The organism is Denitrovibrio acetiphilus DSM 12809, from assembly GCF_000025725.1.
Classification (GTDB): Bacteria; Chrysiogenota; Deferribacteres; order Deferribacterales; family Geovibrionaceae; genus Denitrovibrio; species Denitrovibrio acetiphilus.
This window is the reverse complement of record NC_013943.1, coordinates 661,131-684,061: the sequence shown is the minus strand read 5'-3', so window position 1 is coordinate 684,061 and position 22,931 is coordinate 661,131. Positions and strand designations below refer to the sequence as shown.

The window sequence follows — 22,931 nt, the reverse complement described above, 5'->3', positions numbered from 1 at the left end:
TCTTAATCAATATTCATTAGGAGCATGAGCTCTCTTATGGCAGGTATAACACCTAGTCTCCTGAATCGGATAATGGCAGTTCCCACAATGTGCATTTGTTGGTTCTCTCCATCCGTACCTGTGGTCTGACGGAGGAGTGCTTGTGTGACACTCAATACACGAATCTTCCTTGTGACATGTTGAGCAGGATTCTCTATCCCATTTGGCCTCCAGCCCATGACCTCTACGCGTCCAGGACGCATTATGATTTCTAGGTGCAGCCTCTTCATGACACTGGATGCAGGATGACTTATCTGTGTGGCAGTCCATGCATTCCTTGTTATTAAATGTACTGGCATCACCATGCTCTTGTATCCAGTTCACTCCATGAGAATCAGGTTTACTGGTTTCAACGGCATAGGAAACAGCAAAAGAAACAAACATTATGCACAAAATTGCGATTATGGTATGAATTCGTTTTTTAAACATTACTCCTCCTAAAACATTAAAGACAAGTGAGCTTCTGCTGTATAGTTAGTGTTGAGATCGTCGGATAAATCCTCGTACATTTCAGTATCTTCTGCTGAAAGATCAAGACTGCAGGACAGAAACCCCAGAGGTCTCCACTCAGTTCCTATGTAATACACCGTTACAGACTCTTTATACTCATCATCTTCATAGTCATAAACAAAACTCTGATGATCTATGCCCGTCCAGACATCTATCTTCTCAGAGACCCTTTGTGACATCTGAAAACCAAAGCGGACTTTTTCCTCATCTGTGCTGTAATAGTCATCAAAGTCCATCATTTCGGCAGAAATTCTTATAAAATTTCCTTGGAATAGTTCATCAATATTTACTGCTACCGTATATTTGTTATATTCGCGGTTATAACGGTTTAGATCACCGTCTATCTGCTTAAACTCTCCGCCTAAATCCAAAGACAGCATATTAATGATTTGCTGGTTGATATTAATCTTATATTTACTGAATTTTTCACTATCCATAAGTGAGTAGGTAAACGGATTAACTACATATGAAGAATCACTAACGTCTATCTTGTTATACTGACCGGAGTATTTTAACCTTAATGATGTGCGTGTTTTTTCTATGCGAAAATTACCAGCAGCTTCGAAAAGATCAGCATCATTGATCTGATCGTATTTAACGTACGCATAACCAAATGGAAGCTGCTGGGATATCTTTGCAGACAGCATATCATCACCCATGTCTTCAACTTCTAGCTTGTTACCTTCGACCTGTATTGATGTGTTCTCAAATGGCTTGGCAGTGATACCTCCACCATAAAGGTAGTCATCGTCATTCTCATAAAAATAACTTACTGTCATACCCCCATAAATATAGACATCAAGCTTCTCACCGTAGCTATAGCTTGCAGCACCGCCATCTATGTGGAAATTATTCAGGTTGTCCACATACTGACGACCAAGCACTAACTTAGTACCTTCCAAGAAGTCGCTGAAAACAAGGTTTCCGTAATATAACCTCGGTGCAAGATCATTTTCCTGAAGCTCTTTATCGAGTGCATCACGATAAAAATAGTAAGAGGAATCTGACCAGTCCTGATTGTCATCAGAATCAAGATCCTCAGCTACACGAAAATACAGCTTGCCTGAGATTGTTCCTGTACCAACTCTTACCTCATCAAAATTTGTCTTGAGATACTGATAAATGTCACTGTCATTCGCATAATCATTTGAACTATAGCGATATCTAGTAGTCAGAGTTAAATACAGACTTGTCTCCCCTATGCTCAGTCCTTCTGTTGCCTGACTGATTTTGCCCGCATTAACATGATAAGACCATAAGTCTGGAGTAACCATGTTTTCCGCTGACGCACTGCTGACATGCATCAGCATAAACGTCAAAAAGGCGCAGGATAAAAAGATCATCCTTTTGAACATATAAACCTCCATATTTTGACTGATAAGTCGTATTCGGTTCAGGTATAAGCTACGGAGCTTGTATGTAAACAATTAAACCAAACCGAAAATACTGTAGTTTGCAATGCACCTAATCATTGCGGTCTTCACAATCCGTAACACATAAAGACAATTACAGCGCTGACTGACCAGTCATTCAATGAATAATGTCACTTAATCGGAACTGTGTCAAATGAAATATCGTGCGTAAGCTTACGATGTAACAATATCACATTTTACAAAACAGCTTACCTATATATTAGACAAGTGTAGAATCTAATTGCATGTCTTAATATAATCCATTACCTTGATGTGGTTTAATAACAATGGACATATCAATAAGCCTTTTTATTTTAGAAATTATAAGGAGTATTTTTATGTCACCGAAACGCACGAGTTACACTGAAGAGTTTAAACGATCCGCCGTATCTTTAGTCACCGATCAGGGTTACACCATCCGGGTGTCATTTTGCAGTTCAATTGACCCCTCTGATTTGCAGGTTAATTGACCCCCTCTCTCCTTAATTTTTGTTTACGTCATCTTCCTTTTTAAATCAACTTTTTTCTGGATTTAATTTTTCTATAGCTCTCACCCTCAATGACAACTCTGTATGCATTATGCACCAACCTGTCGAGTGCCGAGTTTGCGAGAATCGGGTCATGGAATAGTTCCAGCCATTCATCCGTATCCCTGTTGCTTGTGATCACAGTAGATGCTCTCCCGTACCTTTCCACAACAATCTCATAGAAGTCAGTAGACTGTTGTTCATTCAATGCCTTCAGTCCGAAGTCATCTATAATAAGCATATCGGGAGTAATAAATCCAAGCAGAGCCTTCTCATAGGAGTAGTCAGCTCTGGACTGCTGCAGTCTTTTAAAAAGTTTCTCTGCTCTGACCATCAGGACTTTTTTACCTCTTCGCACAGCAGCGTGGGCCAATGCATTTGCCAGATATGTTTTACCAACACCGACAGGTCCGCACAGCATCACGTTATCTTTTTCCTCAATAAAATTCAGACCGAACAGTCCTTTGATCATTTCTCTGTCTACCTGCACCGGAGCGTCGAAGTCATATCTCTCCAGTGTCTCAAAGGGGTTAATACCAGCTTTTTTCATTTGATTATCCACCTGGTTATGAAGACGCCTGTCCACTTCATCCTGCATTACCAACTCAAGAAACTCTGCATATGTCAGGTGCTGCTGTTTGGCATAAGCCATCCGTTCCGGTAAAGTAGCCAGTATTCCCGACAGCCTTAGTTTTTTTACTGTCTGTTTCAGTTCATTTGATAGTGTCATCGTGACCTCCTTCGTAGAAATAGTTTTTATTGCGTGTAAATTTAGCGGGTTTCAGCACTTTACAGGAAGATTTTTCTACCTCATTATTCTGCATAGAGAGCTCAATTATATTTACTACTCTGTACACATTGATGAGGTCGAAGCTTACTGCCCGCTGACATGCCTGCTCCATACGACCATGACCATATTTATCAGCATCCCGGATGAGTTTCTGAGCCTGCCTTAGATTCTGCCATGGGAAGTCACCGGATAGCAGACGCTCCATAAATTCTCCGCAGTAGAAACCTACTTCTTTAGCCTTATAAATATGATATTCACAGCTCTTCATGGTGTATCCACGTTTCTCTTCAGGATAGTCACTGGTGTCTGTTGAGCGTTTACCTTTTTTCATACGACTATGCACCTTTATCTGCTGCTCTTTGTGGTAAATGCGAACCAGCTTGCTGTCCAGCCTTACAGAAACCTCTTTGCCTATGTATACAGTGGGGACAGAATAAAGAGCGCTTTGAATACGGATATGATGGTCTGGATGCACTTTGCAGGTTCCCCAGAAAGGTACATCGTAACGCTCCTGTTCCAGAGGGAGCAGATTCGCCTGCTCTTCCATATCAAATACAATGCGGGGATGCTTTTTAGTTGTGCCATGTATACGCATGCCGGAGACAGTTCTGCACCAGGCATCTGCTGCTTCCTGTGCATGGGAAAGGCTCCTGAATGTCTCTCCTTTAAAGAAGTTATCTCTGACATATGATACATTTCTTTCAACTTTAGGCTTGTCTTTCGGAGCAACTGCCCTTGCAGGGTCTATGATAAATCCACGGTAACAAGCATACTCATAAAAGTAGCGGTTGAACTGCGCATCATAACGGTCTGCCTTATCTATGGCTGTCTTCATGTTGTCGACAATCACTTTCGCAGGAACACCGCCGAAGAATTCCCAGGCTGATTCCAGACCGGTGATTACTTCCTGGAATTTCATGCTATGGCAAAGGTGAACATACTGATAGCGGCTGTAAGGCAAAGTCACTATCAATGCATGGACCACACGCCTTCTGTCTGTCTCAGGGTCATATAAAAGCCCCAGACGACCGAAATCAACCTCTGCGTATTCGCCTGGAGCAGTTTCAGGCATGCGGACTGTGTTGTGCTTAAAGAAACCAAGATCTTCATGAAGGTAGCGGCGCAGTGTGTCATAGCTTACAGAAACACCATGACGCTTAAGAAGAGAATGAATCTTGGTCATAGTGAGGCGCTCTTCACTCAGCCAGTGTTCCAGTTTCTCTTTGTATGGAATAAGAACTTTACGGCACTCACTGACTGGGCGAGAACCGTCTCCGTATACTTTGCGGTAGACACCGTATGCGATCTCCTCCAGTGGTGGCTCACTGTCACTTTCGAAACCCAAAGTGACAGCCAGTTCTATGTATTTCCTGATGGTGTTTCTAGACATCTTGCGAGCCTTGGCGATCGTCTTAAAGCCGTCGCCATGCTTTCTGCGTCGTAGAATATCCAGGATGTCGTGCATGTGGTACTCCTTTCGCATTCAATTTCTCCATAGTTATTTTCTATGGAGGCATTATACAAAGGAGAGATTTTTACAAAACTTTTTACAAAAGCTGACACCACAGAGGGGTCAATTGAATTGCAAATATGGGGGGTCAATTCAGCTGCAAATATTTGCCGCCAGGGGGGTCAATTGAACTGCAAAATCACACTTCCTATTAATTCTTTCTTTGGCAAAGATATTTTATTTATTGTCTCCTGACTTATAAATTTATCTCTTTCCCAATTTATAAAATTTTCTTTAGCTTTAGCACTATTATTATAATTTGATACAAGCCTTTCTTTATCATGCTTACTATTTGTTTCTTGTATTTTAGAACTAAATTTCTTGCATTTCTGGTTTAACTTCTCTTCAATTTGATCAAGGAAATATAGTAACGATTGATTACTTGAATTGTGAAAATAAACATAAGTTCTGATACATTTTTCAAACCTATTATCTTTTATTGCTTTTATTAACTCAAGTTTCGCACCTTTGAAACATCAGATTCTGTATTGAAAGCCTTACCATTTCCTGTATTCCAGCCAATTTATTCATAAAAACTGTAAATGTTTCCTTTGCTCCATCAATTATTGATAATAATCGGTTTATGAATTTTTCCATAAACGCCAGAATATTCAGTTCTTCGACCTCATAACGCAGACCCTCATACAGACTGCCTTTGTGACGGAAATCACCATTTATCCGTTCCATATAGCTCAGGATGATAAACCTAACGAGCGATAGTGTTAGGAAGCAAATAGTAGCCTCAAAGGTTCTGGATTGATTTTTCCCAAAGAAAAGCTTGCTCTTGGCATCTTTAAACAACACTTCTACTGCCCAACGCTGACCATAGGTTTCAATTATTTTTGCCGATGTCAAAGATGTATCCGTAGACAGTAGAATAATAGGCTTCTTTGATTTACTTTTCTCAGATGGCTGACAGAAGACCAGCTTAACCAGAGTTGAACCGAAAAAAGCATTGATGGAAGATACAGACACCCGATCTTTGCCAATTGTTACTGTTGCCTTAATCAAATCTGGAACAACACATTCCCATAAGCGTTTGGTTGAGTATACCTTGCCATTTACAGCAACAGTCAATGTCGGTGTAGTTTTAAGCATGGCAATCACGTCATAGCCTATCTCATTATAAATTGACGACACCAGCCTCGGCATACAGTACCAGCTGTCAAACAGAACAGCCCCAGCATCCAGACCCTTCTGTTTCGCCCGTTTAAGCATTTCCTTTACCAGTGTTGGTTTGTCTTTTACTGCTTCCTGTCGACGATGCCACGCCAGCATCCGCTTATCCATTTCAATTTCTGTCGATTGTTTGAATACTTTTCTGCTGCTTCGCTGCAAAGCAAAATCTACAGGGACAAATGACGCACGATCACTCCAGCCAAGCACAACAGCACTGAAGCCTTTCACGCTTTTACCTTTGCTATGGTCAAACACCCATGATACTTCTTCTATCTTTTTGCCGGCTTTCTGAATTACTGTGTCATCAATTACAAGAACACGCTGCTGCCAGCTGCTGAATGATTTGAAATATCTGATCACATTAAGCGATATATCCATCATAAAACGCCGCCAATTGATACTTGTACGTGTACTTAAACGATAAAAAACATCTTTACCGCCTAAATCAAATAGACTGTTCCGGCAATGGGAAACAAAATGATGAACGCTTTTGCCGAGAAAAGTCAGAAAAACTAAAGCCACAAGAATCGAAAATGGCTCAACGCCCTGATTCTTTGAAATACCGCACCTATAGGCAATTGTACGAAGCTGCAAAGCCTTCATCACTCGGAGTATCTCAAATTCTTTCCATAATGCCGCTTGTATTTCAGACTGCCATGATTTATTCTCAAGCATAGAAAAAGTCTCCTTGATGTAATTGTTCTTTGAAAATCAATATACCATTTATGGGAGACTTTTTCTATTGTTATCCTAGCTATAACAACAAGTTATCGCACTATATCAAGATGCGAAACTTGAGTTATTAAAATATCATTGACATATATTTCAAAAAAGTTACGTCTATATGTATCTAATTGCTGCAATGGAGACCTTATTATTTTTCCATTTGATTTTATATTCCAGTCCTTACCAGTTCTTGCGTCATATAAATTTAGATTCCAGTCTTTCACCTCAATGATAGTCAAGCCCACGTCTTTTTGTAACAAGATAATGTCAGGACGATCTCCCTCAACAAATGGTTGGAAAAAGATCTCTACATCTGCAGGCAAGCTCTTCGCTAGAGATTCTAGCAAATATAATTCACCATCTTCTAACTTTTGCTTAGAACGCAATATGTTCTCAAACGCAGGGTATACTACTGCCATATATCATTTACCTTAAGTATTTTACTAAATTTTATCACATCTTGATTATATTTTGTATATCTATTAGGACACACTACAAGTGCAACGAGGAGAAAAGTATGAGGTAGGTTGGGAAAATTGGACACCATATCTGGTATAAATAATATAACCGGAGGGAAGTCCATGGAGAGATTACCGAGAAGTTTCTATACCCACGCATTTAAAGAAGAAGCAGTCTCTTTAGTGTTGAACGGAGGTCTTTCAGTAGCGGAGGTAAGCCGTCAACTCAGTTTATCCGAGCAGACGCTGCGTAACTGGATTAAGAAGCATAAGGAAGGTAGCCTGAAAGATAAATCAGGCAGCCGAACAGTAACAGAGCTGGAGGCGGAGGTCTCCCGCCTTAAGAAAGAGCTTTCACAGGTTCGCCTGGAGAGAGAAATCTTAAAAAAGGCGATGGCGTACCTTGCACAAGAGCCTCAGAAAGGTACGCACAAGTAGAGGCTTTAAACAGGGAAAACAGTTTCCCTATAACAGCAATCTGTAAAACCCTCAAAGTATCTCGGAGTAGTTATTACTCTTGGATTAACCGTAAAGCCTCTAAACGCTCTCAGGACGATGAGAAGCTTAAAGTATTTATCAGGATGGCTCACAAGAAGGGCAGAGGTACATATGGCGTAGAGAAGCTTCAGTACGAGCTGAGAGGTGAGCATGGCATAGAAGTAAGCCTTCATCGCATCAAGCGTCTGCGCAAAGAGATGGGGCTTCGGTGTAAGCAGGTGAAGAAATTCAAGGCGACAACGAATTCAAAGCACAATCATCCTGTTGCACCGAATTTGTTGAACCAGAATTTCTCCGTATCCGGTCCTTGTCAGGTATGGGTATCTGACATTACCTATTGCGCCACAGACGAAGGCTGGCTGTATCTGGCAGGGATAAAGGATTTATGGAATAAAGAGATTGTGGGCTATGCTATGAGCTCCAGAATGACCCAAGACCTTGTTGGTCGTGCTCTGTTCCGTGCGGTCACGCTGAAACGTCCGCCAGTTGGAATAATCCATCATTCCGACAGAGGGGCACAATACTGCTCGAAGAACTACAGAGCCATTCTGGAGCAGTTTGGTTTCGAGGTCTCAATGAGTCGTAAGGGTAACTGTTACGATAATGCGCCGATGGAAAGCTTCTTTGGTACGTTGAAGAATGAACTGGTTCATCATCAGAAATATTCTACACGTCAGGAAGCAGAGGCTGACATTCAGGAATATATTGAGATATTTTACAATCGGGTGAGAAGACATGCCAGCCTTGGTAATCTTTCACCTGCTGCATATGCTCGATTAGAATTGACGAAGCGTTACGCTAAATGATAAAGTTATGGTGTCTAAAAAACTCGACTTAGGTCAGTATGCCATAATGCATACTCTTGCATGAGTAAATTTTGCTTTATTTCTATTGAGTCTGAGTACCTGAAAACTCCTGCCTGGAGCGTGTAAATAAAAGTGTGTAAACGTCGTATGTGTTAAACTAACATGCGAGGTTTATGATGAAATTAGACAAGGACAAACTGAAAGAACTGCTTGCTGAAAGCGATGTAAAAACCACAGAAGACCTTCAGGTGTTTATGCGTGACATGATGAAAGAAGTCATAGAAACGCTCTACGAAGGTGAGCTTGAAGCCCATTTAGGCTATAAGAAACATGAACCGAACGTAAGTGACGGCAACAGCCGTAACGGTCGTTCTTCCAAGAAAGTACAATCACAAATGGGCGAAATGGAACTCGAAGTACCCCGTGATCGCCTATCAACCTTTTCGCCTGAAATAGTCAAGAAACGCCAGACAGATATATCAGGCATTGAAGCTAAAGTAATTTCCATGTATGCCAAGGGTATGAGTAACCGTGACATCAAAGAGCACATCTTTGATATCTACGGTCATGAGCTATCGCCGGAGACAGTCAGCGTTATTACAGACAAGATTCTCCCACAGGCTAAAGAATGGCAGAACAGAGCCTTGGAAGAGATATACGCCATCGTCTTTATGGACGGCATGGTTTTAAAGATGCGTGTGGACGGAGCTGTTCGCAACGTCACTATCTACTTTGTGATCGGCATCAGCATGGAAGGTCATAAATCCTGTCTGGGGCTATATCTTGCCGAGACAGAATCCGCTAAATACTGGCTGACAGTTATGAACGAGCTAAAGAACCGTGGAGTACAGGATATTCTTATCTTTGCCGTAGACAACCTCAAGGGCATCTCAGAAGCTATAACAGCCGCTTTTCCACAGTCTGAGATTCAGAAATGCGTAGTCCATCAGATACGCAACTCTCTCCGCTTTGTGCCCTGGAAGGAGCGTAAGACTGTGGCTGCTGACCTCAAGAAAATCTATGCCGCAGCGACCGAGGAACAAGCCAGAGCTGAGCTGGATGCCTTTGCTGAGAAGTGGGACAGCAAATATCCTAACATCTCGAAATCATGGCGGAACAACTGGACTGAGCTTTCTACGTATTTCAAATATTCCAAGGAGCTCAGGAAACTGATTTATACCACGAATCCGGTTGAGAGCTTCCATTCTGCCATCAGGAAATCGACTAAAGGAAAGGGAGCCTTCCCGACGGAAGACTCCCTTGTAAAGCTCTTATATTTAGCTATTTTAGGTATCGAAAAGAAATGGACTATGCCAATCAGGGATTGGGGTGTAATATACTCACAGCTATATATCAACTATGAAGACAGAATTACGACTTTACACAGTTAATATGACAGGCTCCCTGCCTGCCCAAGTTTCATTATATTTTCATAAGAAATCTCCTGTAATATCATTCAAATTACCATTACTATTATCTTCTCCCTCAGCCAAATCTGCTGAAACTGCAATATTCGGCAGGTGAGTGGCGAACATGCTGAGGAGCTGCGCCCCTTCTGTGCTTTTAATGTATTTCTGGAGAGCCATAGAGATAAACTGCCCCCGCTGGGTTTTCGGAATGGACATTATCATTTTAAAAAGTTCTTCGTTTTTGATGGTAATCTGTAGTCTATATGCTTTCATAGTCCCCTCTTAATTAAAAAGAGGCTTCACAGGCGGAGTGTAAAGCCTCTTCCAACTTCTGACGTTATTTATTAATCCGCCTTTAAAGCCTGTTCTTGCTTCGCCATTAAAGCCTTAAAATAGCCTCTGGCATTCGCAAACTCTGACCGTTCGGGAACTTTGACAATCTTAGCATATTCAGAAGGAACATATTTGGCAATAGTAACTGCGCCGCCGCCAGCGAGCAACAGTAAATCCGCCCTCTGGAGTCGTTTGTCCCAAAGGCTTCTGATGTTATGCATCACTTCATCAAAATACATCTCTGTGATGTTTCTGATGGCTTCCGTAAGGTCAATCCTACTGCCATAGACATTCATCTGTCCGGCAAGGAAAACATCTTTCGCTTCCTGATCAGAAAGCTGTATACCATGTTCTCTGTTAATCAGTTCCACCAACTCCAGCACGATCTTAGATATGCCGAACTTGTCCAGCGTTTTAGCGTCCGACCTTATAGCCGTCCCCTTCTCAAAACAAAGCACATCTATGGTATTAAACCCTATGTCTAATACGATTCCGTTCTTGGCAGTATCGGCTTTCACTTTACCTGCATCATCCATCCGGTAGTCGAGCAAAATGCCCACTGCCTGCGGAAACATACTGAATTCTGCCTTGATTGTGTTGCCGTCTACCTGTGCAGTTATCAGCTCTTTGGTCATCTCATCTTTTCTGTTGAAAAGACCTAGTGGCAAACCCGTCGCAACGTGTGTCGGCTCAATCTTTAAGACCTTCAAAGTGTGATGAATGAAAAGTGGGCTATACCTTTTCAGGAAATCAAAACTCCTCGTTGAAAAAGCTCCAAATCTGGCTGATTCTCCAACTATATATTCACGTCCCTGAAAAGAGTAAACAACCTCTGCAGAGTCAATAATATCTATGCTATTTGATGGCGCATAGGCAACTGCCGTTGGCAGCTTGAAATATTTCAGTTCGCCGTCTTCCACATATACGGCTTTCACATCCCCATACCCTACATCTATCCCTATCATGCAATACCTCCTTTTGCTTTCTACTTTGATAATGAATAAGGGGGTAAACGGTTTAATCAGTTTTTTTAAACTTTTTTATCAGTGTCTGAGCAATGTTTAAACACTCAAAAGAAATGTCCCTGATGAATTGCAGGCTGAATAGTCATCACAATTGACACAAAGCATAATAGATATTATAATATCTACAAGTAGAATATTCTGCCTTTTAGGGATATTATAATAACTTTTATAACTTTAGAAGAAATGACTGAATATATCAGAAGTTCATTGAGAAACACCCGTCTGGGAAAAAACCTCACTCAGGAAGGTCTTGCCGAACGATCTGATGTCAGCCTCGGCACATTGAAGAAGTTTGAATCAACAGGGCAGATTTCTCTGGAGTCACTTCTCAAGCTCTGTCTAGCACTAGACTTACTGGATAATTTTGAAAATCTATTTGATAAAAAAGAACAGCCAAAATCATTGGATGATATCTTATCGCAGGATAAGACAAGAAGACCCTGTAAATAATTTTGTGTAAGTGCTATTTTATACATCAACCCTGTCGCCATATTCCATGATGAAACGGTTCATCGCAGGTAGCCAGTTCCTGATGGGCATAGTCCATTTCTTAGATGCCTGCTTCATAGCCAAATATACAACCTTGAAAGCGGATTTGTCACTTGGAAATATTTTTCTATTCTTAATAGCCTTACGAATGACGCTATTCAGTGACTCTATTGCATTGGTCGTATAGATTATTTTTCTTATTTCATCAGGATAGTCGAATAGCGGGATAACATTGTCCCAGTGTGCTTGCCAGCTACGGCTGATAGCTGGGTATTTACTGTCCCATTTATCCGCAAGCTTATCCAGTTCATGCGCTGCCTGTTCCGCTGTAACAGATGAGTATATCTGCTTAAGATCAGCTGCTACAGCCTTTCTATCCTTGTAGGAAACATACTTGAGAGAGTTACGCACCATATGGACGATACAAAGCTGAACGGCTGTCTTAGGGTAAACAGTATTAATAGCCTCTGGGAAGCCACTAAGACCGTCGACACAGGCGATAAAGATATCTTTTACTCCACGGTTCTGAATCTCTGTCAGGACAGACAGCCAGAACTTAGAACCCTCATTCTCTGAGATCCACATACCAAGTAGTTCCTTGTGCCCCTCAGTATTAATCCCAAGAGCAAGATAAATGGATTTATTTATAACACGCTTGTCCTGAGTGACTTTGACTACGATACAGTCAAGGTAGATAACCGGGTAAACTGCGTCCAGAGGTCGATTCTGCCACTCCAGGACCTCTTCTATGACAGCATCCGTAATCTTAGATATAAGGGTGGGTGATACATCAGCATCATAGAATTCATGAAAGGTGTCGGCGATATCCCTGGTAGTCATACCTCTGGCATAAAGGGCGAGTATCTTGTTCTCTACCTCTGGGAGTCTAGTCTGGTGCTTCTTTACAAAGGCTGGTTCAAAACTGCCATTGCGGTCTCTAGGGGTATCAAGTTCAATTTCTCCGCTGTCAGTCTTTAAGGTCTTAGGTGAATAACCGTTACGATTGTTGCCGGAATTGTGACCAGAATGCGAGTTCTTAGAGTAACCTAAATGGTCATCTAATTCTGCATTGAGAGCCTTTTCAATAGTGGCTTTAACGAGCATACGACTTAGCTCTGAAAGGTCTTCTGGGGATTTCATCTCTTTGGCAAAGATCTCTACCAACTCTTCAATCTTTTTCTTATCCATAGTGCAAATTCTCCTTCCTTTTTTCTAAAGGATTATTTGCACTTACACAATCTTATTTACAGTCTCGTCATTTCCAAATTGTCACTCCCGACATCGATAACGACGTCGTCATTCCCTAATCGAGCCTTACGGAGCAATTTATATAAGGATTCAATATTGGTATTGTCTAATTCAACCACTGCTTTAAACGATTTTTCATACCGTTTCTGAGTCATGTTTAGCGAATCAATTTCTACGATAGTTATATCTTTTGCTCGCTCAGCTGAGACTATTTCCCTGGAAATGGTAGACTTCCCCGCACCGCCTTTCGTTGTGAAAACCAAAATAACCATCATTGCACCTCTTCTAGAGTAATGTCATCTTTGATAGTGGGACTTTCGTTATCTGGAGATTTCTTATTGCTCTCAGCAATTGTTACTGCTTTTGGTTTGGGTTTGCTGGTAGAGGCATGAACACTGAGGAGTCCATGTTCCCTGCAATATTTTCTCAAAAGATGCTCTGATGTTTTTACGCCGATACTTTTCAGGAATTGAGTGACTTTTTTATAAGATTTTCCGTTATCAATGAGATACCCAATAGCTTCTTTGTGTGTTTCAAATTCTTCCAAAAATTTCTTGTTTTTTGAATCCTGTTCGCAAAATGCGATTGCTTTTTGAAGTGATTCCTGCGGATTTGTAATCTGTTTCATTTAGAACTCCTTGTTATATTTTATGTGAAATCGTTTCATGTATATTTTGTATATAACAAAAATGTGAGTCTGAAAGAATGTAAAATTGGGTATCTCTTGTATCTGCTTCAGAGGTTGGTTTTTGGGGATTACAATTTCTGTGGTTAAGGCTAGTGTTGTTTATTTGCACCCGATGTTTAGTTATTAAATAATTTTATAAAAAATAGAAAGTGTCATTTGTGTTATATAATAATTGCGGATAGGCACGAACCACTGGAGGTATCCTCCAGTATTTGCCCTGTGATAAATCATTGGCAAATATACTGGGGCGCTGCCCCAAACCCCGTGAAGATTAATAGAAGAGAAGAAGGCATACGCCTTTAAAATCATGAGGAATTTATGAGCAGAAATAAAAAGAAATTAAGCATTATGGATGCAGCTAAGGCTTTCATCCGTGCAGAAAAGGCTAAAAAGAAGCAAGAGGACAAGCTAAGTAAACAGATAGCTATAAAGCTTAAGCCTGCTGATTATAATGCTATAGAGACAAAAGCAAAGGGTGCCGGAGTTTCAATAACTGAGTATGCACGAGAGTGCGTGATAAGAGGTAGAGTTGTTAATAATACTCCTGCTGAAATGTTGCTTGAGATTGAAGAAAGGAAGCTCTTTTTACTTAGTAAGCTGAGTAACAATCTTAACCAATTGGCCAGATACTGCCATATCAACAAAAAGATAAATCGTGAGGTATATTTATTGTTACTAGAAATTCAAGACTCTGCGTTTCACATGAGTAGTCGTTTTGATGACAGCAAGGTATGTTTTGTGCTTGATGAAAGTACAGTTGTTGGTCAGCAGGCTGAGGAGGATAAATGATTATTGTGCCAGGCTCCGGCAAGGAAGGTATAGAGCAGTACCTGCTGACAGGAAAGATGTATGGGCGTGATAAGACTCGTGATGAGCTTGACAGAAGAGTACAAATCCTTGGTAATTTCGATGTTACGAAAAAGATTTTAGACAATATAAAAGACAAAGGATGGGCTGAGAACTATTACCATTTTACAATTAGCTTTTCGCCTGAAGATGCCGATAAACTATGTCTTGGAAGCGGTGAACCTGAGGCAGAAAAAAATATGGTGAATATAACAGAACAAGTTGTAAAAATGATGGGGGCTGGATTCAAAAAGGATGATTACAATGTTTATGCAGAGGCCCATTTGCCCCGCCTTAAATCTTACAAAGATAAGCTGACGGGAGAAGAAATTGAGAGGCTACCTCACATCCATGTTGTTATGCCCAAGGTACATCTTTCAACAGGAAATCAGTTAGTACGGTGCGAGGGGAGAACTGGCGGAAAGGATTACAAAGAGATGCTAGCGGCAAACGATGCAACCCAGGAACTTATCAATAAACGATTTGGTCTTACATCACCTAAAACACACCGGCGGCTTTATAATAATCGGTCTGAGTTGCTTGGTAGATATAAGGAGATGGCTTCTGAAGAACTGCAGCTAATAGAAATTAGGGTTAATATCAAAAAGGCTGCCAACGAAGCAATCATTGACTTGGTTAAAAAGAAGGAAATCTCGACTCATAAAGGAATAATAGACTACTTATGGTCAACAGGAGAGTTCACTGATGTTGAGGTTATTGAGAGAGGTAATAAGACAGAAATACGAGCATATTTTTTGGAAGGAGAACCTCCGATTGTTTTTGATGGCTATTTACATCAACCAGAATTTTTTAAAGATAAAAGCCGCATGTTGCTCATAGACAAACACAGGAAAGAGCTCAGTAGCAGATCATTGCAGGATTCTCAGAAAGAGAAATTAAAGTCTGAAGCTGAATATAAAGAGATAATGACCAAGTATTATATTAATCGGCGTAAACAAGTTAAAAAGCGGTACGCAAAGGCTATGGAAAAGAAGCGGTTGGGCAGTGAATACCTGAATACTCCTGATAGTGAATTTCTATGGAAAGAACTCAGCGATGAGCAACATGCTGGTTACAATGAAGACAAAAGGGTGAACGCTGAGCAGGGGGGTGCATCAAACCATCAGATTAGTGAAGATGCAATCAAGGGGTTACAACGCATAAGAAGCAGCGGGGAAACGGTGCGTAAGAACGTTGAAGAAATTTATATTGCTTCGCAAAGCTACGGTAGCAATATGAATAGCCTTGAAAGTCGGATTGCTAAATTACTAATCAATAAGATGGAAAAGGTTGATCCCAAAATTATAAAAATAATGACAAACAGGTCAAGAGTATTTTGGGCAATTTATGAACAGAACATCCCGCCAGCGATCATGATAGACTTTCATATTAGATCAAATCGCATGACCGGGGTTGTTGAGTTTATGAATTATAATACAGGATCGAAGATCACTGACAACGGCAATTTAATCTGTTTAAGCTCTTCAGGAGATATGAGGGCAGATATTAAAAAGATGATCATGATTGGAGTTAGTAAAGGCTGGCTACTTGGTTCTATGATGCCAACTAAATCAAGCAGTGAAACTTTTAAAGAACTGTTTTTTGAAGTGCATGCTCAGGTCGTGAAAGAAAGGAAGCTTCATGAGACTCGTTCTATAATGTCGAATGACAAATTATTGCAATTAATAGAAAAAGTAAATATTTCAGGTCATAATAATTTGTCAGAGATCCAAAAGGGGCTTGAACGAATATATGAAAATGCAAAAGCTGAGGCAAATAAGAAAGAGTTAGCAGATATCAAAGCTAAATTAGATCCTCAGATATGTATTGATTATGCCAAGGAACACTTCGAAATAAATGAGTCTGAATATGCAGCTGGGGGGCGTTATATTATGTATCGAAGCCGGAAATACAATGTCGTAGATTTTTTTACAAAACATCTCAATATGAGTATTAAGGATGCTATCTCACTGTTGAACAAGCTTTATACTAATGGCTTTGACGCTCATTGTGATCAGGAGTACCATGCAAGGGGTAGTATTGACATAAGCTCGAGATTTATTTAATGGTGTTTTACTTGTAACAAAATCTATGTATACTTCGTATTATATATAACTAAATGGGTGAATAAATGGGTAGACCGAAACTCCCGGACAATGAAAAAGTAGAGATGTTCGTCCGGAATAACAGTGTATATTCTTGCCATGTAGAAATCTTCAGTGATCCAAATAAATTTAATGAACATTATTTTAAAGGTTATTTCCGGAAATATTTGATTTTCAGTAAACTGATGGAAGACATCATAAATGTTATGCATGATTTTCTTATCACTAAGAAAGGGAATCCGCATCAGGTCAACGAGGGAGTGGAGCAACCTGAAAAGTTCGATTTTCTTTTTGCCGCAATTCGTCACCATCATAAGCTTAACAAAAAAGACTTTCCGCAATTTATAAATCCTATCCGGAAAAGCTGGTCAGTCAGAGCTGATTCTGGGATTCCTGATAAATATTTTGAGCTTACGGCTTTTATGAAAGAACATAAGCATGATTTGAATCTTCCTTCCTTTAATTCATATGTTGCCAACGCTGTAACAATGCTCTTCGTGAAAATTTATGGTAATTTTCTCGGTATAACCACGGAGTCGCTGAACTCGACAGAACTCAAAGTTCAGGAGCATAGTGATGGTATAAATATTATAAAAGTATTTAATCACAGTGATGCATACATAACCTACCCTGAGAAACATAAGGATGAAGAAAGTCAAAATATAACGAGTTCTCAGAGTTCTGTATTTATACTTAATATAAACACACTGATGGATGTTTTTATAAAAGAGCCAGCGATAAGAGAAATCGTTTCTGAACTGTATTTTTCTCCAGATTCAAAAGTTCTACTCTCTGATCAACTTGATATGCACCATCAGGAAAATGCTGAAGAGTACATCTTTCATAGGAATATCATTAGTGAAACTTTATCTCGATTGCTTGCGCTAACAACAGGTCGCTACCTTAAGCGGAGACTTGTGTCGTTTAAAAAACTAATTTTCGATTGTGGTAATTTCAAACACCCGGATAAAATTCATGTCTTGGACCTCCGCATGCGGTCGCCACTAAGTCTGACTGTGGCCTACAATTACAAAGAGTATGGTGTAGATAACAATAGGCTTAAAGTCTTGGCAGAGGATTTCTTTGGAATGCCTGTTAACGTTATTGCTGACTATCAGCACTCGACGCTTTATGATAACGGTTGAATTTATAATTAATAACTGGGTATGGTGTTAAATAAAATTTTGAGTGACATTTACGTGTATTCATCTTGTATGATTTAGCTGCTTGAATTCGGGGCATACAATGTTTGAGGCATTAACAAAAAGATCTTAGTGACGATTAAGATAAATAGGTTATATTTAATCTATATAAGGATAAATTATGGCAACTTCAGAACAGATAAAGGCTCTACTTAGAAGCCATTTTGAAAATGATAAAGATAGATTTTCTTCAATCGCCCTGCAAATGGCTGCACATGAAGCTCGTCTTGGACATACCGCTTTAGCTAGAGATATAAAAAACCTTGTTGATAAGTCTAAGAAAACGAAAGTTACTCAGTTCCCGAAATCGAAGGAGATGGGCGACTTTTTTGTTGCTTTTAATCCCGATGAAAAACTTGCAGATATGGTCGCTTCTGATGTTTTAAAAGAGAGGATTGTGAGGATTCTGAAAGAGTACCGTGCGAAAGAAACTATACAAAAGCATGGGTTAACCCATCGTCGTAAGATTTTACTTTCCGGTCCTCCTGGAACAGGCAAAACAATGACAGCAAAGATTATAGCAAATGACTTGGGATTGCCTCTCTATGTTATCCAGATGGATAAGCTTATGACTAAATATATGGGCGAAACAAGTGCGAAGTTGCGCTTAGTTTTCGAATTTATACAAAGTGATCACGGCGTATTTCTTTTTGATGAGTTTGATGCAATTGGTGCGGATAGAGGAATGGATAATGACGTTGGAGAGATGAGGCGAGTTCTGAATTCGTTTCTGCAATTTATTGAAAATGATACTTCTGACAATATTGTTATTGCCGCAACAAATAACATTAATCTTTTAGATGGTGCTCTTTTTAGAAGATTTGATGATGTGGTTGATTATTCTCTACCTAGTGTTGACGAAATTTGCAAATTGATTAATAATAATGTTGGTTCATTTGGTAGAGATTTTTCTAGTGATAGGATAGCTAATGAAGCTAACGGGTTAAGTCATGCAGAGATTGTTAAGGCTTGCCATGATTCTGCTAAAGAGGCGATTCTGCTGAGGTTAAACATAATCTCTGAAGAAAGCATTCTGAATGCAATTTCTGAACGCCAGGGAGCCTATAAAAACAAAAAAGGTTAACAGTGCCAGAAAAACTACCTCACATATTCCTTAAAGGACTTGCTGAACCAAATAAAATTAGAGGGCAGAAAAGCCCTCAGGGTAGCAAGATTCCTGTCAGGACTTCTAAATCGCACGCTCAGGAACTATTAAAAACATATCAAACACTTGTAACTTCCTTTAGTAATAGAAAGATTGAAGAAATAGGTGAAGTTGAACCGACACAAGGCGTTTATGTTGAATTTAGTGGTTTGCCTGAACATGACTTAGCATGGGATCGTCTTGATAAAAGCGGCTTAAAACTACTTAATACAAAACTTCATGAAGATAAGGCGCAATATGCAACTGTCTTTATTTCTTCAGACAAGCTTGAAGTCTTTAATAAGAAAATAGATTCCTACCTTGACTCATATGATGAGGCTATCAGTGAGCAAAAGAATCCAAAACAGAAATATCTTATAGAAAGTATAGAGCAGATACACCAAGCGACTGTAGAATCAATCATAGTGGATGGTGTCGCTCCCGGAAAAACGGAAAAGTGGTTTGAGGTTTGGCTGATTGCTAAGAAAGAGTCAGCAAATGATAAATTTGAAGAGTTCAGAAAAGTAACTCGTGCTTTGCAAATAGTGACTTCAGGCTCGTATATTGTTTTCCCTGATAGAATTGTAACATTAGCAAAAGTAAGCAATGACAGTATTGTAAAGATTCTGGAATACCAAGCAGATGTGGCTGAGCTTAGAGAAGTGAAAGCCCTCGCTAGTTTTTGGGATAGGATGGAAGCTTCTGAGCAAGTCGATTGGGCTAAAGACCTGTATGAAAGACTTACAATTGATAATAAAAATAATGTTTATATATGTTTGTTAGATACGGGTGTTAATAATGAACATATCCTTTTAAAAGAGTTCTTAAGTGACAAAGACTCCATATCATATGACCCAAGTTGGTCAACAGTTGATAAGGATGGTCATGGCACGAATATGGCTGGTATTGCATGTTATGGAGATATGGTTAATATTCTAGAGACTTCTGAGCCAGTTATAATTAATCACCAGCTGGAGTCAGTGAAAGTTACTCCTGACAGTGGCAAAAACCCTGAAGAACTTCTTGCGAAGATTACTATGGACTCCATTTCCAGTATTGAAATATTAGAGCCAATGAGGCGACGATTCTTTTGTTCATCGTCTACATCAGATGCAAGTTTATGCGTAGGTAATCCTTCATCTTGGTCTGGAGCAATAGATCAGTTATGTTTTGGAACTCTTGATGGACATAAAAGGCTTTTCATTCAGGCTGCAGGCAACCTGCATGATGAGGAAGCAATATCTTATCCTTTTGTAAATCTCGCTAGCAAAATTGAAGACCCGTGCCAGGCGTGGAATTCTGTGGTTATTGGGGGTTATACTGAAAAAATCTCTATAGATGATGACTTATATCATGGGTGCAGAGTTATTGCTCCAAAGGGCGGCTTGTGTCCTGCGTCGAAAACTTCATCTACTTGGACGAGGAGATGGCCAATAAAGCCAGATGTTGTATTTGAAGGTGGAAACTTGGCAGTATGTTCAGATATGGTAACTAAAGCCGCTGACCTATCTCTTCTTACAACAAGTCATCAGCCCATGAAGAGGCAATTTGATGCATTTTATGCGACAAGTGCTGCCACTGCAGAAGCGGCGAATTTTGTTGCAAAATTAACCAACGACTATCCTGACGCATGGCCTGAGACACTTCGTGGATTATTAGTTCACTCAGCCGATTGGACAGAAGAAATGTATAAGCAGGCTGAAGCTGATCCCTCAAATAGAAAATCAGACCCTACAAGAATGTTGTTGAGAATGTTTGGGTATGGCGTACCGAGCTATGAAAAAGCTTCATACTGTATAAGTAACCGTCTTGTTATGATAAGTGAGGCAAGCTTAAAGCCTTTCGTGTTAGAAGAAGGCAAATCGAGCGTCTCTATGAATGAAATGCATATATATGAATTGCCTTGGCCTGTAGATGTTTTAGAAAGTCTTGGCGACACAGAGGTTAAGTTAAGAATAACTTTATCCTACTATGTAGACCCGAGTCCTGACAATATCGGTTGGCAGTCTAACAATGGTTATCCTTCACACCGCCTTAAGTTCGATATGAACACTCCTTTAGAGGAGAAAGAAAAATTTATATTAAGAATAGGGAAAGACAGTGATGAGAAACCTGACACATCAAATAATTCTACTCGTTGGGCAGTTGGTCCTCAGGAGAGGAATAGAGGTTCTGTTAATTCTGATATATGGATTGGACCTGCTTCAGAGATCTCCAAGTGTGGAATAATTGCTGTATATCCGGCAAGTGGTTGGTGGAAAAACAGGAAACATCTTGAGATGTATGACAATGAGGCTAGATACTCCATAATTATTAGCATCGAAACTCCAGTGTTGGAAGAAAGTATCTACGATTTTGTTGATAATATTGTTAGAAATAAACAGAGTATTGTAATTTAGTTGTCTCTAAATGGTTTTGAAAAGATTTATTGTGAGGAAAGCGTTCACAGTAGGGTAGCTGTTGACGCAATTAAGTAGCTGATTGTTTATCTATATAATTAATGAAACCAATCCTATGTTGTGAGGGGTAGGATTTACTGAAATTGTTATATTTTTTGTGACCATTTTTGTGACCAAAAGCCGTTTCATTTCCGTCCGGTTCCCTTTGTATCCCACTATCCAAATCCCCTTTAATAAAGGCAATTTAACTGAAACACTGTAATAATAGGGCTTGACAAATGCTCTATATATTGTATACAGAAAACAACATTTATGCTAAGTTCATCAATTACTTTGGTGTCTTTAATACGTTCTCTTTATCAATGGTCTATTCTGACTAGGCCTGAGACAAAATATTAGAATTTAAGATTATGGTTTATGGGGTTGATGGATCATTAATTTAGTGCCGGTTTTTGTGCCAGCTGGGCGGTTTCTATCATACTCAAACGGCTAAGTTACTGATAAAATGTCGCTCAAGTACGTTAAATGCCCTAAAAATAATATTCAAATCCTTTCACCCCGATTATATAAGGATTCGACGAGCGTGTAAATAAAAGTGTGTAAACGTCGTATGTGTTAAACTAACATGCGAGGTTTATGATGAAATTAGACAAGGACAAACTGAAAGAACTGCTTGCTGAAAGCGATGTAAAAACCACAGAAGACCTTCAGGTGTTTATGCGTGACATGATGAAAGAAGTCATAGAAACGCTCTACGAAGGTGAGCTTGAAGCCCATTTAGGCTATAAGAAACATGAACCGAACGTAAGTGACGGCAACAGCCGTAACGGTCGTTCTTCCAAGAAAGTACAATCACAAATGGGCGAAATGGAACTCGAAGTACCCCGTGATCGCCTATCAACCTTTTCGCCTGAAATAGTCAAGAAACGCCAGACAGATATATCAGGCATTGAAGCTAAAGTAATTTCCATGTATGCCAAGGGTATGAGTAACCGTGACATCAAAGAGCACATCTTTGATATCTACGGTCATGAGCTATCGCCGGAGACAGTCAGCGTTATTACAGACAAGATTCTCCCACAGGCTAAAGAATGGCAGAACAGAGCCTTGGAAGAGATATACGCCATCGTCTTTATGGACGGCATGGTTTTAAAGATGCGTGTGGACGGAGCTGTTCGCAACGTCACTATCTACTTTGTGATCGGCATCAGCATGGAAGGTCATAAATCCTGTCTGGGGCTATATCTTGCCGAGACAGAATCCGCTAAATACTGGCTGACAGTTATGAACGAGCTAAAGAACCGTGGAGTACAGGATATTCTTATCTTTGCCGTAGACAACCTCAAGGGCATCTCAGAAGCTATAACAGCCGCTTTTCCACAGTCTGAGATTCAGAAATGCGTAGTCCATCAGATACGCAACTCTCTCCGCTTTGTGCCCTGGAAGGAGCGTAAGACTGTGGCTGCTGACCTCAAGAAAATCTATGCCGCAGCGACCGAGGAACAAGCCAGAGCTGAGCTGGATGCCTTTGCTGAGAAGTGGGACAGCAAATATCCTAACATCTCGAAATCATGGCGGAAAGAGGTGG

General features: G+C 40.1%; 18 protein-coding genes and 1 pseudogene. 9 read left to right on the top strand and 10 right to left on the bottom strand.

All coding sequences use genetic code 11. The features are described 5' to 3' along the window. Positions 1-6: 6 nt before the first annotated feature. From DACET_RS03380 to DACET_RS03355, 6 genes are all read right to left on the bottom strand, one after another. On the bottom strand, positions 7-468 hold the full coding sequence (locus DACET_RS03380; protein WP_013010004.1) for a hypothetical protein: 462 nt from the start codon (positions 466-468) through the stop codon (positions 7-9). A gap of 8 nt (positions 469-476) precedes the next feature. Further along, the gene (locus DACET_RS03375) at positions 477-1,904 is read right to left on the bottom strand and encodes a hypothetical protein (RefSeq protein ID WP_013010003.1); all 1,428 of its coding nucleotides are present in this window, start codon (positions 1,902-1,904) and stop codon (positions 477-479) included. Between the two features lie 567 nt (positions 1,905-2,471). Further along, positions 2,472-3,218 (bottom strand): IS21-like element helper ATPase IstB, encoded by a 747-nt coding sequence (gene istB / locus DACET_RS03370; RefSeq protein ID WP_013009614.1) that lies wholly within the window; start codon positions 3,216-3,218, stop codon positions 2,472-2,474. Continuing rightward, a complete protein-coding gene (gene istA / locus DACET_RS03365) occupies positions 3,202-4,743 on the bottom strand; it encodes an IS21 family transposase (protein WP_013009613.1) in 1,542 nt (513 codons plus the stop codon). Before istA ends, istB begins: the two co-directional genes overlap by 17 nt. A 498-nt stretch (positions 4,744-5,241) precedes the next feature. Continuing rightward, positions 5,242-6,642, bottom strand: coding sequence for an IS4 family transposase (locus DACET_RS03360; RefSeq protein ID WP_013010002.1), 1,401 nt, complete (start codon positions 6,640-6,642; stop codon positions 5,242-5,244). A 92-nt stretch (positions 6,643-6,734) separates the two neighbouring features. Beyond that, positions 6,735-7,112, bottom strand: coding sequence for an NERD domain-containing protein (locus tag DACET_RS03355; RefSeq protein ID WP_013010001.1), 378 nt, complete (start codon positions 7,110-7,112; stop codon positions 6,735-6,737). 162 nt (positions 7,113-7,274) lie between these two features. Between DACET_RS03355 and DACET_RS15915 the strand changes: the two genes are divergently transcribed. Together DACET_RS15915 and DACET_RS03340 are read left to right on the top strand one after the other, a co-directional pair. Then, a protein-coding gene (locus DACET_RS15915) for an IS3 family transposase (protein ID WP_430640268.1) occupies positions 7,275-8,455 on the top strand; the annotation gives its coding sequence in 2 pieces (ribosomal slippage) (positions 7,275-7,545 and positions 7,545-8,455; 1,182 coding nt in all). A gap of 176 nt (positions 8,456-8,631) precedes the next feature. Further along, entirely contained in the window at positions 8,632-9,846 is a 1,215-nt protein-coding gene (locus DACET_RS03340) for an IS256 family transposase (RefSeq protein WP_013009968.1), read from the top strand. A 39-nt stretch (positions 9,847-9,885) separates the two neighbouring features. Here the strand turns inward: DACET_RS03340 and DACET_RS03335 are convergent, their stop codons facing one another. Beyond that, entirely contained in the window at positions 9,886-10,137 is a 252-nt protein-coding gene (locus tag DACET_RS03335; protein ID WP_013009998.1) for a hypothetical protein, read from the bottom strand. Between the two features lie 71 nt (positions 10,138-10,208). After that, entirely contained in the window at positions 10,209-11,162 is a 954-nt protein-coding gene (locus tag DACET_RS03330) for a ParM/StbA family protein (RefSeq protein WP_013009997.1), read from the bottom strand. Between the two features lie 243 nt (positions 11,163-11,405). Here DACET_RS03330 and DACET_RS03325 point away from each other — a divergent pair, with 243 nt between their 5' ends. Beyond that, positions 11,406-11,672, top strand: a complete 267-nt coding sequence (locus DACET_RS03325; protein ID WP_041229846.1) for a helix-turn-helix domain-containing protein — start codon at positions 11,406-11,408, stop codon at positions 11,670-11,672. A gap of 18 nt (positions 11,673-11,690) precedes the next feature. Here the strand turns inward: DACET_RS03325 and DACET_RS03320 are convergent, their stop codons facing one another. After that, on the bottom strand, positions 11,691-12,899 hold the full coding sequence (locus DACET_RS03320; RefSeq protein ID WP_013009995.1) for an IS256 family transposase: 1,209 nt from the start codon (positions 12,897-12,899) through the stop codon (positions 11,691-11,693). 331 nt (positions 12,900-13,230) lie between these two features. Beyond that, positions 13,231-13,587, bottom strand: coding sequence for a hypothetical protein (locus tag DACET_RS03310; RefSeq protein WP_013009993.1), 357 nt, complete (start codon positions 13,585-13,587; stop codon positions 13,231-13,233). Positions 13,588-13,965: 378 nt separating this feature from the next. On the opposite strand from DACET_RS03310, the gene DACET_RS03305 reads away from it, so the two are divergent. The 6 genes and pseudogenes from DACET_RS03305 to DACET_RS03280 all read left to right on the top strand — a co-directional run. Continuing rightward, complete coding sequence (locus DACET_RS03305; protein ID WP_013009992.1) at positions 13,966-14,436, top strand: plasmid mobilization protein; 471 nt, start codon at positions 13,966-13,968, stop codon at positions 14,434-14,436. Further along, complete coding sequence (locus tag DACET_RS03300; protein WP_013009991.1) at positions 14,433-16,559, top strand: hypothetical protein; 2,127 nt, start codon at positions 14,433-14,435, stop codon at positions 16,557-16,559. The genes DACET_RS03305 and DACET_RS03300 overlap by 4 nt, the downstream gene beginning before the upstream one ends. Before the next feature lie 65 nt (positions 16,560-16,624). Then, a complete protein-coding gene (locus tag DACET_RS03295; RefSeq protein WP_013009990.1) occupies positions 16,625-17,743 on the top strand; it encodes a hypothetical protein in 1,119 nt (372 codons plus the stop codon). A gap of 178 nt (positions 17,744-17,921) precedes the next feature. Further along, on the top strand, positions 17,922-18,884 hold the full coding sequence (locus tag DACET_RS03290) for an AAA family ATPase (protein ID WP_013009989.1): 963 nt from the start codon (positions 17,922-17,924) through the stop codon (positions 18,882-18,884). Positions 18,885-18,886: 2 nt separating this feature from the next. After that, positions 18,887-21,343 (top strand): S8 family peptidase, encoded by a 2,457-nt coding sequence (locus DACET_RS03285; protein ID WP_013009988.1) that lies wholly within the window; start codon positions 18,887-18,889, stop codon positions 21,341-21,343. Between the two features lie 639 nt (positions 21,344-21,982). Then, a pseudogene (locus DACET_RS03280) lies at positions 21,983-22,921 on the top strand (IS256 family transposase); the annotation flags it as partial. Positions 22,922-22,931: the final 10 nt, after the last annotated feature.

What these genes read in the sequence shown, in the direction of transcription:
- DACET_RS03295 (WP_013009990.1), top strand. Translation starts at nt 16,625, where the DNA reads ATGGGTAGACCGAAACTCCCGGACAATGAAAAAGTAGAGATGTTCGTC.
- DACET_RS03310 (WP_013009993.1), bottom strand. Translation starts at nt 13,587, where the DNA reads ATGAAACAGATTACAAATCCGCAGGAATCACTTCAAAAAGCAATCGCA.
- DACET_RS03290 (WP_013009989.1), top strand. Translation starts at nt 17,922, where the DNA reads ATGGCAACTTCAGAACAGATAAAGGCTCTACTTAGAAGCCATTTTGAA.
- DACET_RS03325 (WP_041229846.1), top strand. Translation starts at nt 11,406, where the DNA reads ATGACTGAATATATCAGAAGTTCATTGAGAAACACCCGTCTGGGAAAA.
- DACET_RS03360 (WP_013010002.1), bottom strand. Translation starts at nt 6,642, where the DNA reads ATGCTTGAGAATAAATCATGGCAGTCTGAAATACAAGCGGCATTATGG.
- DACET_RS03330 (WP_013009997.1), bottom strand. Translation starts at nt 11,162, where the DNA reads ATGATAGGGATAGATGTAGGGTATGGGGATGTGAAAGCCGTATATGTG.
- DACET_RS03300 (WP_013009991.1), top strand. Translation starts at nt 14,433, where the DNA reads ATGATTATTGTGCCAGGCTCCGGCAAGGAAGGTATAGAGCAGTACCTG.
- DACET_RS03305 (WP_013009992.1), top strand. Translation starts at nt 13,966, where the DNA reads ATGAGCAGAAATAAAAAGAAATTAAGCATTATGGATGCAGCTAAGGCT.
- istB (WP_013009614.1), bottom strand. Translation starts at nt 3,218, where the DNA reads ATGACACTATCAAATGAACTGAAACAGACAGTAAAAAAACTAAGGCTG.
- DACET_RS03320 (WP_013009995.1), bottom strand. Translation starts at nt 12,899, where the DNA reads ATGGATAAGAAAAAGATTGAAGAGTTGGTAGAGATCTTTGCCAAAGAG.
- DACET_RS03375 (WP_013010003.1), bottom strand. Translation starts at nt 1,904, where the DNA reads ATGTTCAAAAGGATGATCTTTTTATCCTGCGCCTTTTTGACGTTTATG.
- DACET_RS03340 (WP_013009968.1), top strand. Translation starts at nt 8,632, where the DNA reads ATGAAATTAGACAAGGACAAACTGAAAGAACTGCTTGCTGAAAGCGAT.
- DACET_RS03380 (WP_013010004.1), bottom strand. Translation starts at nt 468, where the DNA reads ATGTTTAAAAAACGAATTCATACCATAATCGCAATTTTGTGCATAATG.
- istA (WP_013009613.1), bottom strand. Translation starts at nt 4,743, where the DNA reads ATGCACGACATCCTGGATATTCTACGACGCAGAAAGCATGGCGACGGC.
- DACET_RS03355 (WP_013010001.1), bottom strand. Translation starts at nt 7,112, where the DNA reads ATGGCAGTAGTATACCCTGCGTTTGAGAACATATTGCGTTCTAAGCAA.
- DACET_RS03335 (WP_013009998.1), bottom strand. Translation starts at nt 10,137, where the DNA reads ATGAAAGCATATAGACTACAGATTACCATCAAAAACGAAGAACTTTTT.